Annotated in this window: 10 protein-coding genes; 5 read left to right on the top strand and 5 right to left on the bottom strand. The window is 72.1% G+C overall.

Going from position 1 to position 14,463, the window contains the following annotated elements; genetic code table 11:
- The first annotated feature begins 234 nt into the window (after positions 1 to 234).
- The 3 genes from ACVW19_RS14515 (at position 235) to ACVW19_RS14505 (ending at position 4,546) form a co-directional block, all read left to right on the top strand.
- Positions 235 to 1,140: an LLM class F420-dependent oxidoreductase gene (locus tag ACVW19_RS14515; RefSeq protein ID WP_457459812.1), complete on the top strand. Its 906-nt coding sequence runs from the start codon at positions 235 to 237 to the stop codon at positions 1,138 to 1,140.
- A 100-nt stretch (positions 1,141 to 1,240) separates the two neighbouring features.
- The gene (locus ACVW19_RS14510; RefSeq protein ID WP_457459811.1) at positions 1,241 to 3,826 is read left to right on the top strand and encodes a bifunctional FO biosynthesis protein CofGH; all 2,586 of its coding nucleotides are present in this window, start codon (positions 1,241 to 1,243) and stop codon (positions 3,824 to 3,826) included.
- Between the two features lie 138 nt (positions 3,827 to 3,964).
- A complete protein-coding gene (locus ACVW19_RS14505) occupies positions 3,965 to 4,546 on the top strand; it encodes a hypothetical protein (protein ID WP_457459810.1) in 582 nt (193 codons plus the stop codon).
- 10 nt (positions 4,547 to 4,556) lie between these two features.
- On the opposite strand, the gene ACVW19_RS14500 is transcribed toward ACVW19_RS14505, so the two are convergent.
- Positions 4,557 to 4,955, bottom strand: a complete 399-nt coding sequence (locus ACVW19_RS14500; RefSeq protein ID WP_457459809.1) for a PIN domain-containing protein — start codon at positions 4,953 to 4,955, stop codon at positions 4,557 to 4,559.
- Positions 4,952 to 5,233 (bottom strand): hypothetical protein, encoded by a 282-nt coding sequence (locus ACVW19_RS14495; RefSeq protein ID WP_457459808.1) that lies wholly within the window; start codon positions 5,231 to 5,233, stop codon positions 4,952 to 4,954. Before ACVW19_RS14495 ends, ACVW19_RS14500 begins: the two co-directional genes overlap by 4 nt.
- A 185-nt stretch (positions 5,234 to 5,418) precedes the next feature.
- On the opposite strand from ACVW19_RS14495, the gene ACVW19_RS14490 reads away from it, so the two are divergent.
- Complete coding sequence (locus ACVW19_RS14490) at positions 5,419 to 6,582, top strand: ADP-ribosylglycohydrolase family protein (protein ID WP_457459807.1); 1,164 nt, start codon at positions 5,419 to 5,421, stop codon at positions 6,580 to 6,582.
- Between the two features lie 59 nt (positions 6,583 to 6,641).
- Here ACVW19_RS14490 and ACVW19_RS14485 read toward each other — a convergent pair whose 3' ends face one another.
- From ACVW19_RS14485 to ACVW19_RS14475, 3 genes are all read right to left on the bottom strand, one after another.
- The gene (locus tag ACVW19_RS14485; RefSeq protein WP_457459806.1) at positions 6,642 to 8,210 is read right to left on the bottom strand and encodes a sodium:solute symporter family protein; all 1,569 of its coding nucleotides are present in this window, start codon (positions 8,208 to 8,210) and stop codon (positions 6,642 to 6,644) included.
- A 254-nt stretch (positions 8,211 to 8,464) separates the two neighbouring features.
- Positions 8,465 to 10,396: an MFS transporter gene (locus tag ACVW19_RS14480; RefSeq protein WP_457459805.1), complete on the bottom strand. Its 1,932-nt coding sequence runs from the start codon at positions 10,394 to 10,396 to the stop codon at positions 8,465 to 8,467.
- Between the two features lie 207 nt (positions 10,397 to 10,603).
- Positions 10,604 to 13,225 carry a D-alanyl-D-alanine carboxypeptidase gene (locus ACVW19_RS14475; protein ID WP_457459804.1) on the bottom strand — a complete coding sequence of 874 codons (2,622 nt, stop codon included), beginning with the start codon at positions 13,223 to 13,225 and terminating at the stop codon, positions 10,604 to 10,606.
- 247 nt (positions 13,226 to 13,472) lie between these two features.
- On the opposite strand from ACVW19_RS14475, the gene ACVW19_RS14470 reads away from it, so the two are divergent.
- Complete coding sequence (locus ACVW19_RS14470; protein ID WP_457459803.1) at positions 13,473 to 14,231, top strand: GOLPH3/VPS74 family protein; 759 nt, start codon at positions 13,473 to 13,475, stop codon at positions 14,229 to 14,231.
- Positions 14,232 to 14,463: the final 232 nt, after the last annotated feature.

The raw sequence follows: 14,463 nt of genomic DNA, 5'->3' as shown, positions 1-14,463 counted from the left end.
CGCCAGGGCACGCGGTGCAGGGTGTCGCGGTACCACACTGATATCGAGCGGTGAACTGCCGTGCAAGGGAAGGGAATCAGCGGATTCAGCGACGGCGACCGCTCATCGTCGGCCCCTCTGTCGGGGGTCCTTCCGCCCGCCGCGCCCACCTCGGTGTCCCGACCGGTCGGTATGGACAGGAGGTCCGGGCCCGGGTATTGATGAGTCCGTCGTCCGCGTACGAAAGGCCCGCTCATGCGCATCGCCGTCACGATCTTCCTCACCGACGAGACGATCACCCCGACCCGGATCGCCCGTGAGCTGGAGCAGCGCGGATTCGCCGGGCTGTATCTGCCCGAGCACACGCACATCCCCGTCGAGCGGACCAGCCCCTACCCGGCGGGCGGCGACCTGCCCCGGGAGTACGGCCGCACCCTGGACCCCTACGTCGCGCTCGCGCAGGCCGCGGCCGTCACCGAGCGGCTCGGCGTCGGCACCGGCATCACGCTCGCCGCGCAGCACGACCCGATCGACCTGGCCAAGCAGATCGCGACCCTCGACCACCTCTCCGGCGGCCGGTTCACCCTCGGGCTCGGCTTCGGCTGGAACGTCGAGGAAGCCGCCGACCACGGGGTGGAATGGGGTACGCGGCGGGAGCTGGTCCGGGACCGGATGGGTCTGATGCGGTCGCTGTGGTCGGAGGAACCGACCGCGTACAACGGGGAGTTCAACAGCGTCCGGGCGAGCTTCGCGCACCCCAAGCCGGTGCAGAAGCCGCGCGGTCCCGTCATCGGTCCGCGCACGCTGGTCGGCGGGATGGCCGGGCCGAAGCTGTTCACGCACATCTGCGAGTACGCCGACGGCTGGATGCCGATCGGCGGGCGCGGCCTGTCCGAGGCGGTGCCCCGGCTGCGCACCGCCTGGGCCGACGCCGGCCGCGACCCCGGCGCCCTCCAGGTCGTCCCGTACGCCGTCCAGCCCAGTCCGGGCAAGCTCGCCCGCTTCGCCGAGCTCGGGATCGAGGAGGTCGTGGTGCAGCTGCCGCCGGAGGGCGAGGCGGGCGTGCTGCGGGCCCTGGACGCCTACCAGCCGTTCGTCGACGGCGCGGGCGACGGCACGGGCGGCGGGACGGGCGACGGCACCGGTGAGGGAACCCGGTGACGGCACCGGTGGCGGTCCCCGGGACGGCCGGTGAGCACCGGGCCGGGAGGAGGGCCCCGGCCCCCCTTTGCCCTGATCACCCCGAACGTATGCTCAAGGAATGACGACATCCGCGACCTCCGGAACCGGCCCGACCGAGAGCTCCATGCGTCGCGCCCTCAAGCGGGCCCGTGACGGCGTCTCCCTCGACGTGTCCGAGGCGGCCGTCCTGCTCCAGGCGCGCGGCGAGCAGCTGGAGGACCTGTGCGCCTCGGCCGCCCGGGTCCGGGACGCGGGCCTTCGGGCGGCGGGCCGGCCCGGGGTCATCACGTACTCCAAGAGTGTCTTCGTCCCACTGACCCGGCTGTGCCGGGACAAGTGCCACTACTGCACCTTCGTCACCGTGCCCGGCAAGCTGCGCCGGGCCGGGCACGGGATGTTCATGTCGCCGGACGAGGTCCTGGACATCGCCCGCAAGGGCGCCGCCCTCGGCTGCAAGGAAGCCCTCATCACCCTCGGCGACAAGCCCGAGGACCGCTGGCCCGAGGCGCGCGAGTGGCTCGACGCGCACGGCTACGACGACACGATCGCCTACGTCCGGGCGATCTCCATCCGCGTCCTGGAGGAGACCGGCCTCCTCCCGCACCTCAACCCGGGCGTGCTGACCTGGACCGACTTCCAGCGGCTCAAGCCCGTCGCGCCCTCGATGGGCATGATGCTGGAGACCACCGCGACGCGGCTGTGGTCCGAGCCCGGCGGCCCGCACCACGGCTCCCCGGACAAGGAACCGGCCGTGCGGCTGCGCGTCCTGGAGGACGCCGGCCGCTCCTCCGTCCCCTTCACCTCGGGCATCCTCATCGGCATCGGCGAGACGTACGAGGAGCGCGCCGAGTCCCTGTTCGCCCTCAGGAAGGTCTCCCGCGCCCACCACGGCATCCAGGAACTGATCGTCCAGAACTTCCGCGCCAAGCCGGACACCGCGATGCGCGGCATGCCGGACGCGGAACTCGACGCGCTTCTCGCCACGGTCGCCGTCGCCCGGCACGTGCTGGGCCCGTCCGCCTGCCTGCAGGCCCCGCCCAACCTCGTCGACTCCGAGTACGGACGCCTGATCGCGGCCGGCATCGACGACTGGGGCGGCGTCTCCCCGCTCACCATCGACCACGTCAACCCCGAACGCCCCTGGCCGCGGATCGACGAACTGGCCGAGAAGTCCCGGGCGGCCGGTTTCGAGATGCGCGAACGCCTCTGCGTCTACCCGGAGTTCGTCACCCGGGGCGAACCCTGGCTGGACCCGCGGCTGCGCCCGCACGTGGCGGCGCTCGCCGACCCCGCCACCGGCCTCGCCCTCCCGGACGCCGTGGTCGAGGGCCGCCCCTGGCAGGAGCCCGACGAGGTGTTCACGGCCAGTGGCCGCACCGACCTGCACCGCACCATCGACACCGAGGGCCGCACCGCCGACCGCCGCGACGACTTCGACGAGGTCTACGGCGACTGGGGCGCCCTGCGCGAGGCCGCCGCCCCCGGCATGGCACCCGAGCGCATCGACACCGACGTACGCCAGGCCCTGGCGACCGCGGCCGACGACCCGACGAGGCTGACCGACGACGAGGCCCTCGCCCTGCTGCACGCGGACGGCCCGGCGCTGGACGCCCTGTGCCGGATCGCGGACGACGTCCGCAGAGCGGCGGTCGGCGACGACGTCACCTACATCGTCACCCGCAACATCAACTTCACCAACGTCTGTTACACCGGCTGCCGTTTCTGCGCCTTCGCCCAGCGCCGCACCGACGCCGACGCGTACACGCTCTCCCTGGAGCAGGTGGCCGACCGCGCCCAACAGGCATGGGAGGTGGGCGCGGTGGAGGTCTGCATGCAGGGCGGCATCCACCCCGACCTGCCGGGCACCGCGTACTTCGACATCGCGCGGGCGGTCAAGGAACGCGTCCCCGGCATGCACGTGCACGCCTTCTCCCCGATGGAGGTGGTCAACGGCGCCACCCGCACCGGCCTGTCCGTCCGCGAGTGGCTCACCGAGGCCAAGGAGGCGGGCCTGGACTCCATCCCCGGCACGGCCGCCGAGATCCTCGACGACGAGGTCCGCTGGATCCTGACCAAGGGCAAGCTGCCGGCGGCGACCTGGATCGAGGTCGTCGAGACGGCCCACGACCTGGGCATCCGCTCCTCCTCGACGATGATGTACGGCCATGTCGACCAGCCCCGCCACTGGCTCGGGCACCTGCGCACCCTGGCCGGCATCCAGCAACGCACCGGCGGCTTCACCGAGTTCGTCACGCTGCCCTTCATCCACACCAACGCCCCCGTCTACCTGGCCGGCATCGCCCGCCCCGGCCCCACCACCCGGGACAACCGCGCGGTCACCGCGATGGCCCGCCTCCTGCTGCACCCGCACATCCCCAACATCCAGACCAGCTGGGTCAAGCTGGGCGCGGAGGGCGCGGCGGACATGCTCCGCTCCGGCGCCAACGACCTCGGCGGCACCCTGATGGAGGAGACCATCTCCCGCATGGCGGGCTCCTCCTACGGCTCCTACAAGTCCGTCAAGGACCTGATCGCGGTCGCCGAGGCGGCGGGCCGCCCGGCGAAGCCGCGCACCACCCTGTACGGCGAGGTCCCCGAGGAACGGCAGCAGGCGGCCCAGGCCTCCGACGGCCACCTCCCGGCCCTCCTGCCGGTGCTGGACTGAGGCCGGGGCGGACCGGCACGGGGCCGGGGCGGACCGGGACGGGCGAGGGCGGCCCACCCGGCTGCCCCGTCCCGGTCGCAGTACGATGATCGGGCCCCGGAGCTGAGGGGGTTCTCGTAGCTGAGGAGATGCGTACCGGTGCCTGCCCGTCTTCCTTCGTGGGCCTGGGTGACCGGGCTGACCACGGGGGCGATAGCCGCGGTGGCGGTCCTGGCCGTCCAGGCGGACCAGGGGCCGAAGCCCACCGCGTCCACGAGCCGCCCGAGCGCGTCGGCGACGGCGGACGCGAAACCGTCCGCCGCACCGAAGGAGAAGGAGACCGGGGCGGAGTCGGAGTCGGAGGCGGTCCCGGCCGACTCGGGCACCGGCCGCCGGATCGTCTACTCCCTCGACGACCAGCAGGTGTGGCTGGTGGACGCCAGCGACGCCCCCCGCCGCTCCTTCGAGGTCTGGCCGGGCACGGTCGCCCCCGACCCCGGCACGTACACGATCGGCACCCGCACCGAGGCCACGACCGGCAGCGACGGCGTCGAGGTCGAACACGTCATCTACTTCGCCGCCAAGTCGGGCGTATCCATCGCCTTCTCCCACGCCGTCGACGGCTCCTCACCCCCACCGCCCGACGGCCGGACGACCGGCGGCATCCGCGTGGGCAAGGCGGACGGCGAGGCCCTGTGGACCTTCGGCACCCCGGGCACCACGGTCCGGGTCGTCGAGTGACCGGGTGAGCTCAGACCTTCTCCGCCACCACACGCGGATGCCCGGCGGTGAGGAGGCCGACGTCTTCCACGTCGGAGGTCAGGATCGTCACCCGACCGGGGTACTGGAGGGCGGTCGCGCAGAGCATGGCATCGATGGCGTACTTGTGGCCGTGAAGGCCGGCGGTACGCAGCAGAGCGGCAGCGGACTGGGCGAGCGCCTGGGCGACCGGTTCCACGCGTACACGTGAGAGCGTCCACCGCAGCGCCGCATCGTTGATCTTCGGATGGATCACCTCGACCAGCACCGTGGCGGAGGTGATCACGGGGAGGTCGGCGTCACGGGCGGCCGACAGCCACTCGTGAACCTCCCGGTCCCGCTGTACGGCCTTCGCCAGCCCTTCGCTGTCCAGGACCAGAGCACCGCTCACGCGGCGACCCCCGCCCCGGAGTCCTCTCCGGTGAGCCGGGCGCGCTTGGCCGCCACGGCCTCCGGGTCTGCGGGCCCGTGCACCTCCTCGAAGGCGGAGATCAGCTCGTCCAGCTGATCCCGCTCGATCTGCCGCTGAGCCGCCCTCTCCAGATACGCCGAGACACCCCGTCGGCCGACCCGCTCACGGATCGCCTGCAGGGTGCCGGCGGTGAGGGTGACGGAGACGCCGCTGCTGGGGCCGCCGCCGGGAGGGAATTCGGTGTCGTCGTCTGCCATGGACCCATTATGGCATCGCAAATGCCATAAGCGCCCTGGCTGCGCGGACGGCGCAGGGGCGGTCAGTGACGGTCGGGTGCAGGTGGCCAGTAATGGTCAGGCTCGGTCGTTTCGGGCATCGATCCCCTACCTCGCCGCGTACTGAACCGGTCACCTCCGTTCGTTACAGTGCTGGCGTCGCACGTATGCACGGTGGCCTGGGAGGTCTGGGTGGACGCGACGGCCGGGCCCGTGTGTGGGGGCGGCGCGAGCAGCAGGACTTCCGCAGCCGGGTGCGCGGAACGCTGCTCGGGGTCGCCCTCGGGGACGCCCTGGGCGCGCCCGTGGACGGGATGGGCGCCGACGCGATAAGGGAGGCGCACGGCGCCGCGGGGATCACCGGACCCGCCCCCGCCCACGACCGGCGCGGGGCCGTCACGCACCTCACCCAGATGACCCTGTTCTCCGTGGACGGGCTGATCCGCGCGCAGGTACGGCGCGACACCGGCGCCTGGCACCCGCCGACCGACCTGCACCGGGCGTATCTGCGCTGGGCGGCCACGCAACGGGACTGGGGGCCGGACGAGCGCCGGGCGGAGGACGGGTGGCTCGCGCGGGAGGAGTGGCTCTACGCCCGCCGGGACCCGGCCCGCGCGCTGCTGCTGGGGCTCGGGGACGGGACCATGGGGACGCCCGAGTCGCCCAAGAACCCCGGTGAGGCGGGGCCCGAGGCGGCGGCCCGTTCGGCGCCCTTCGGGCTGCTCGTCGGCTGGGAGCCGCAGCTCGTCGCCCAGCTCGCCGTGGAGTGCGCGGCACAGACCCACGGGCACCCGACCGCCTACCTCGCGGCCGGCGCGTACGCGGTGATCGTGCACGGGCTGGCCCGGGGCGAGAACCTGGACGCGGCGGTGCAGCGGGCGCTCGCGCTGCTGGCCGCCCGACCGGGGCACCAGCCGGTGTCGGACGCCCTGCAGCAGGCCCTGGGCGCCGTGCGGCAGGGGATGCCCGCCCCGGAGCGGGTCACCCGGCTCGCCGGGCCGGGCACGGCGGAAGGCCTCGTCGCCGCCGCCGTGTACTGCGCCCTGGTGGGGGAGGACGTGCGGCACGGGCTGTGCCTCGCCGTCAACCAGGACGGGCCGAGCGCGGTGGCCGGCGCGCTGACCGGCGGGCTGCTGGGCGCCCTGCACGGCGAGACGGCCCTCCCGCCGGCCTGGCTGGCCGAACTGGAGGGCCGTCCCACGATCCTGGAACTCGCCGACGACTTCGCCATGGAGATGACCCAGGGCCCCGCCCTGCACGGCCCCGCCGGCTCGTCCCCGGCCTGGCTGGCGAGATACCCCCGGGGAATCGCAGGCTCCCTGCCCGGCTGACCTCCGCGATTCCCTGCCCTCCGCGATTCCCGGCCTTCGGTGCCCTCGGCCTTCGGCTGCTAGTCCTTCGTCTGCGCACCGGCCGCGCGCGGTGTCTCCTCCACCGGGGCCGGGACCGCCGCCGCGGTGGAGTCGCCGTCGGTGTTGATGCGCTCGATGATCGCCGTCCGCTCCGGGGTCTCCTCCGGCTTCACGTAGCCGACCAGGACGTAGAGGACCAGCGAGACGGCGAGCGGGATCGAGACCTGGTACTCCAGCGGAACGCCCCCGTCGACGGCCCGGTTGATCGGGTAGTTCACCAGCCAGAAGGCCAGCAGGCCCAGGCCCCAGCTGGTGAGCGCGGCGGTCGGACCGGAGCGGCGGAACGGGCGCAGCAGACCGAGCATCATCGGGATGGCGATCGGTCCCATCAGCCCGGCCACCCACTTGATGACCACGGTGATGATGTCCTTGAACGTGGGCGAGTCGACCTGTGTCGCCACCGCCATGGACAGGCCGAGGAAGACCACGGTCGTCACCCGGGCCGCGACCAGCCCCGACCGCTCGCCCCACCGCCGCGCCCGCCGGGACAGCACCGGAGCGACGTCCCGGGTGAACACGGCCGCGATGGCGTTGGCGTCCGAGGAGCACATCGCCATCGTGTGGGAGAAGAAGCCGACGATGACCAGCCCCAACAGGCCGTGCGGCAGTAGCTGTTCGGTCATCAGCGCGTAGGAGTCGGAGCCGTCCGCCTTCTGGGACTCGACCAGCAGCGGCGACATCCACATCGGGAAGAACAGCACCAGCGGCCAGACCAGCCACAGCGCCGCCGAGAGCCGCGCCGAGCGCTCCGCCTCGCGGGGTGTGGCCGTGGCCATGTACCGCTGGGCCTGGTTGAGCATGCCGCCGTTGTACTCGAACAGCTTGATGAAGAGGAACGCCAGCAGGAAGACCGTGCCGTACGGTCCGACCAGCGGCTCCGCGTGCCCCTGGAGCTCCGGTTCGCCCCATACGCCGAAGAGGCCGCCGTGGTCGCCGAGTTCGGCCACCACCGCGACGAACATGGCGACACCGGCCAGGAACTGGATGACGAACTGGCCCAACTCCGTCAGCGCGTCCGCCCACAGCCCGCCGATGGTGCAGTAGATCGCCGTGACCGCACCGGTGATGAGGATGCCCTGGTTGAGCGAGACACCGGTGAACACCGACAGCAGGGTGGCGATCGCCGCCCACTTCGCGCCCACGTCCACGATCTTCAGCAGCATCCCGGACCAGGCCAGTGCCTGCTGGGTCTTCAGGTCGTAGCGGTTCTTGAGGTACTCCAGCGGGGAGGCCACATGGAGCCGGGAGCGCAGCCGGTTGATCCGCGGGGCGAACAGCTTCGACCCGATGGCGACACCGAGGGCGATGGGGAAGGACCAGGTGACGAAGGACGTGACACCGTACGTGTACGCGATGCCGGCGTAGCCGGTGAACATCACCGCGCTGTAGCCCGACATGTGGTGGGAGATGCCGGAGAGCCACCAGGGCATCCGGCCGCCGGCCGTGAAGAAGTCGCTGACATTGTCCACCCGCTTGTGGGACCAGATGCCGATGGCGATCATCACCGCGAAATAGCCTATGAGTACCGCCCAGTCGAGACTGTTCATATCTCCCCTTCCGGGGTCCGCCTTGTGAACTCCACTCATCTGGTTGGCACTTCGCCCGTACGGGATATGCCTGCGAGGCAGGGTGCGAAGTGCCCGCTCATCGTGAGCGCGTAGGCGTGGGCACGACAAGAAAGTGTCGAGTCAAGAGCGCGCAAAAATGTTCGTGCTGGCGACCGGTGTTCATGGTCATGAACAGTGGCGGGTGCTCGGAGGAGGGCGGGGCCGGGCGGGCCGATCAGCGTCAGTGCGACGCGTCAGCGCAGCTCGTCCGGGCAGGGTGTGCCGCGCGGCACGGTGTACGGGGCCGCCAGCCGGTACGTCCCCGGCTTCGGAGCGAGCAGCACCGTCCACTTGTCGCCGTTCGCGTCCTCCTCCGTCTCCATCAGGCAGCCGTTGACGTTGTCGTACGTCTTCGGCACGTCCTCCGCGTCCCCGGGGCCGTCCCCGTCGGAACGCTCCTTGGACTCCTCCGTCTCCTGCGGCGGCTGCAGCTTGTTGCCCTCCGCGTCGACGATGCTCAGCCACGGCGAGTACGGGATGCGCACGAGGACGCGGCCCGCCTCCTCGACCCGCATCGTCATCTCGCCCTGCTCGGCCCGCTCCACGACCGTGTTCGGCTCGGCCAGCGGGGTCGGCTCGCTCACCTCGAACAGCTGCCAGTTCGCGTCGCCCCAGACCTGCTTCAGATAGGGCAGCCCCCGCTGGACCAGCTCCCGCTCCCGCTGACCGCCGTCACCGTCCGGCTCGTCCTTCGGCAGCACCACGAAGTGCACCGCCCAGCGCTTCAGCCATTCGTGGTAGTTCGCCGAGTTGAGGGTGTCGTCGTAGAAGAGCGGATTGCGCTCCATGTCGGCCTGCCGGTTCCAGCCCCGGGCCAGATTGACGTACGGCGCGAGCGCCGAGGCCTCGCGGTGCGAACGCGCCGGCACGACCTCCACCCGGCCCCGCTCCGCACCGACCTCCTGGAGCTCGTTCACCAGCGGCGCCAGCTCACGCGCCCACGAGGCGGCCGGCGTGGTGTGCACGACGTCGTCGACCGACTTGAAGCCGATCCACCCGACGAACCCGACGAACGCCACGACGATCGCGTACCACTTGCGGCTCCGCGGCACCGCGAACGGCAGCGCCGCCACCAGCGCCACCCCGGCGAACAGCATCGCCAGCCGCGTCATGTTGGAACCGATCTGCGAACTGACCAGCCAGACCAGCACCACGCCCAGCCCGTACACCGCGGCCGTGATCCGAACGGTGATCCACTCCCGGGGCACCAGGACGGCCACCAGGACCGAGAACACCAGCGGCAGGACCACCGAGCCGAACCCCATCGGCTGCGTCCCCGAGAACGGGAACATCCAGGCCGACACCGCCACCACCGCGGTCGGGCCCAGCCCCAGCGCCCACGCCCCAGGCCGCCGCTTCTGCAGGAACAGGGCCACCGCCACCAGCCCCACGAACAGGCCCGCGACCGGCGAGGACATCGTGGCCAGCGCCGCCAGCGGCGCCGCGCACAGCGCCTTCGCCCAGCGCTTGTAACGCCAGCGGTACGGCCAGCAGAACACCACGGCGACCGCGGCCAGCCCGAACATCATGCCCAGCCCGAACGTCACCCGCCCCGAGGCCGCGTTGCCCAGCAGCCCGAACACGCCCGCGAGCGCCGCCCACAGGGGATTGCGCAGGCCGGGGAGGCTGCGGATCAGCAGCATCGTCAACAGCGCGGCCGACGCCGTCCCCGCGAGCATCATCGTCGTCCGCACACCGAGGAGCGACATCAGATACGGCGACACCACGCTGTACGACACCGGGTGCATGCCGCCGTACCAGGCCAGGTTGTACGCGGAGTCGGGGTGCCGGCCGACGAACTCGGCCCAGGCGTCCTGCGCCGCGAGATCGCCGCCGCTGTTGGCGAACGTGAAGAACCAGACGACGTGCAGCACGCCGGCGAGAGCGGTGACGGACAGCACCGGATGCCGCAGCAGCCGGGCCCGCACCGCGAGGACGGCGGCCCTGGGACGGGAGACCCGCGTGGGGGCGGGGGCGACGGGGCCGGCGTCCGAGGCGGGTGCGGAGCCGCGCTCAGGGCCGGATGCGCCGCCCGGCGGCCGATGTGCTTCCGGCGCGGGTATTCGCGGGCCGGACCCCGGGCCCGGATCGGCGTCGTCGGCGCGTGTCGGCTCCGCAGTGGCCACCTGAAGGCACTCCCCGTGTCCCGTCTTCTGTTCGCGTTCCGTTCGAGGTCGCGGTCGCGGCCGTCCGCCGTGGTGCTGACATCCGCGCCCCGGTCACCGGCGACCTGCCCGTTTCGTGACGCTAGCACGCACTCCGCCGGTCGGCGCCCAGGGCGGGCACCGACCGGCGGGGTGCGATGCCCGCCGCTCGCCGGGGAGCAGGGTGGATCAGGCGATGCGCGTCAGCTTGTCCGAGAAGCCGGGCTCCACGAGGTCCTCCTGGAGAGCGACCGGGACCTTGACGGCGGCGCTGTCCTTGCCGTCACCGACGGTGAGCGTGCCCACCTTCGTGCCGGCCTTCTCGGTGTGCGGCAGGGCGTCGGCGGAGAGGTTCAGCTTCACCTTCAGGCCGGCCCAGCCGACCGCGGTGACGTCCTTGGTGACGACGACCGGGGTGTGACCGCCGAGCCGGTCGTCGACGTACCCGACGACGTCGCCCTTCTTCAGGATCTTCTCCGAGGTCGGCACGTCCTGCGCGGCGAGCAGCGCGGTCTTGCTGACCGCGTTGACCAGGTCGAGGGTCGACTGTGCCTTGCGCTGGCCGAGGATCGCGCCGACGACGGTCACCGTCTGGCCATCGACCTTCTTGCGGGTGGCGAAGAGCAGGTTGCCGCCGGCCGCGGTGGTGTTGCCGGTCTTGAGGCCGATCGCGCCGATGGTGTAGGGCAGCTGGTTGTGGTTGCTCCAGTACTTGCCGGTCGGGTCCGTCCAGCTGGCCACACTGGTGATGGCCACCATGGCCGGGATCCTCATGGCCGCGATGCCGAGCTTCACCTGGTCCCCGGCGGTGGAGACGGTGGTCTTGTCCAGACCGGACGGGTCGGTGTACGTCGTGTCGGTCATCCCGAGCTCCTTGGCGGTGGCGTTCATCTTCTCGACGAACGCCTCCTCGGAGCCCGCGTCCCAACGCGCCAGCAGGCGCGCGATGTTGTTCGCGGAGGGGATCATGACCGCGGACAGGGCCTGCTTCTGGGTGAGGAAGTCGCCGGCCTTGACGGTGTTGAGGGTGGACTCGCCCTGCTGGTCGTAGCCGCCCTCCTTCTCCGCCGTCGGGTCGATCTCGATCTTCGGGCCTTCCTCGCCCGGCTTCAGCGGGTGGTCGCGCAGGATGACGTACGCGGTCATGGTCTTGGCGACCGAGCCGATGGCGACCGGCTTCTGCTCGCCGAAGTGGTCCATCGCGCCGATGCCGTCGACGCTCATCCAGCCCTGGCCCTCGTCCGGCCAGGGCAGCTTCACCTGGTCGCCGTCGAAGGTGTGACTGTCCTCGGCGGTGAGTTCGAGCGTGGGTGCGGGAAGAGGCCGCATGTTCTGTACGACCGCGAAGACGATCACCAGCAGAACGGCCAGCGGCGTCCAGATCTTGACCCGCCGCACGGCCGTCCGCAGCGGGGTCTCCGGCGGCGGCGGGGTGTTGGTCAGCTCGGCCAGCAGATCCAGCGGAGGCTTGGGCGGCAGCGGCTGCTGCCTCGTCAGTTCCGGCCCGACCTGCGGGACCGAACGGGTGGCGTCGGCGGGGGGAGTGACGGGCGATGCGGGGGCGGGCGACGCGGAGGGAGGCACCCGGAGCGCGGTGGTGACGGAGTCCCCGACCTTCGGTGCCTTGCGCACCTCGGGGTCGTCCAGATCCTTCAGCGGCACGAACTTGCTGGTGCGCTCGGCCGCGGACTCGGGCTGGGGATCGGTGCCCGCAGCCTTGTCGGTGGCCTTGTCCGCGCCCTTGTCGGCCTTCTTGTCGGCCTTCTTGTCGGCCTTCTTGGCCGCGTCGCCCAGCTTCAGCATGGTGGTGGGCTGATCGACGGCGGGCGCGGAGGGACGCGGGGCCTTGAAGACGGCGGTGGGCTGATCGGTGCGGGGCGCGCCGGGAGCAGCCTCGTCGGTCTCGTCGGTGTCCTCGGCCTTCTCGGTGTCGGACTCGTCGGCCCCGGCGGTGGACTTGGCGTCGACGTCGTCGGTGCCGTTCGCCTTGTCCGCACCGGCCTCGGGGGCCGCGTCCGCGTCGGTGTCGTCGCCATCGGCGTCGTCACCGTCGGTGGGGGCGTCGTCCTCCGCGGCATCCGGGACGTCGGCGGTGCGGGCGACGGCGGCGCGGGCGACGGCGGGGGCCGCGCCGGCGTCGGCCTCCGGTGTCACCTCGGTCTCGGTCTCGGTCTCCGCGTCCGCGTCTGCGTCTGCGTCCGGCGCCTCGGTACCGTCGGCCCCGGAAGGCTCGCCTGAGCCCTCGTCAAGGCTCTCGCCGCCGTCCTGGGCGTCCTCCCGCTCGTCCTGGCCGTCCCGCTCGTCCGTGTCGTCCCTGTCGGCGTCCTCGGCCTTCTGGGCGCCCTCCGCGCCCTTCCCCGGCCCGTCCTGCTCCGTCTGCTCCGCCTCGTCCGCCGACCGCACCCACGAGGAGACGACGGCCTGCAGTCGCCCGTCGCCGTCCGTAGCGGAATCGTCACGCCCGTCGGATGCGGCTTCCTCTGCCCCGGAGCCCGACTCCGACCCGGAGCCCGACTCGGCGGAATCCGAGGCCTCCTCGTCCTCCCGGTCGTCCTCGTCCTCCTGCTCGTCGCTCTGCGCATCGCGCACCGACAGCACCCGGGTGGCCGTGTCGACGCCCCCCGCGGAGCCCTTGGCCGACGCGGACGACTCCGACGGCGTCGCGTCCCGGCTCACCGTCAGCCGGGGGTCCCGCTTCTCCGCGGAGCCCTCCGTCTCATTCCTGGCCTCGGGAACCGGACCCGCGCTCCCCGGCGTCGGTTCTGCCGACGACTCGCGCTGCTTCGACCTGTCGGGGGACTCGCCCGCCACCGATGCCTCCTCCGTGCGTCGCGCGTCCGCGCGTACGCCTACCGAACCGTGAATCCGCAATTCGCCCGCCCGGAACAGCGCTCAGCGGCGCTGTCCGAACCACGTACCAGTGTCCTGTGTACGGGCTTCCCCCACGTGGTAGACGAGAACGACATACCTGTCGGTTCCCTTACGAACCGGTCACGCGCCCTCGACAGACCGATGTGAGAGGGGTCACCCTGTCATTCATCCACGCGGGGAGGCATGGATGGGCAGGAGCCGCAGAACACTTCCGGAAGAGCTTCTGCTGCTGGCGTTGGACCCGGCCACGGGTACCACTGCACAGCCGCAGTCGCTCGACCTCGGTCTGGCCGGAGCGCAGCTAGTGGAGCTGGCGCTGGCCGGACGGATAGCCCCAGACGGGGATCGTATCGCCGTGGTGGTGCCACGGCCGACTGGAGATCCGACTTTGGACTGCGCGTTGGAGTTGCTGCGAAGGCGCGGCGCTCCGGTTCGGGCCGTCCACTGGATCGGCGGGCCGCGTCTCGGGCTCCGCCAGACCTACCTCTCGCATCTGGAGCGGTGCGGCATGGTGCATGCCGTGGCCGGCCAGATGTGCGGGGTGTTGCCGACGACTCGCTACCAGGCGACGGACACCGAGATCAGCCGGGAGATCAGGGCCCGGCTGGACTCCGCGATCCGCACCGGCGTGCCGCCGGACCCGCGGACCGCGGCGCTTGCCGCACTGGCGCACGCGGTGGGTCTCGGCAAGCACCTGTACCCGGGGAACGAGGGTCGCTCCTCGCGTTCCCGGTTGCGGGACCTGATCCGGCACGACCCGATGGGCGGCCTGGTGGCGCATGCCGTGATGGACGTGCAGAACGGTGTGGCGGCCCAGCCACGCCGTGGCGCGGCCCCGGCAGGCGGCCGTCAGGCCACCACCGGCGGCCGGGGCGGACCGGAACCCGCCCGAGGGGTACCGGCCCAACCGCACCGAGGGTCCATGGCGCGCGCCGCCGTCCACTAGGCCGACGACAGGGCTCACCGGGCCCCTGATTCGGCCACGGCACCGCAGACCCGGTCACGGGAGCCGCTGTTCGAGCGGGGCGGAGAGAGTTCACGGCTCTCTCCGCCCCGCTCGGCATGCCGCGAACCGGCGGCCGCCGCAACCGGCGGACCTCGCGACTGGTCGACGTCGCGACCGACCGACGCTACCCGCCCGCACCGGTCCGTGGCGTCACCACACCGTGAACTGCCGG

It is taken from the genome of Streptomyces sp. TE5632, from assembly GCF_054061295.1.
The sequence above is the reverse complement of the archived record's forward strand: the minus strand, read 5'-3'. Positions and strand labels throughout refer to the sequence as shown.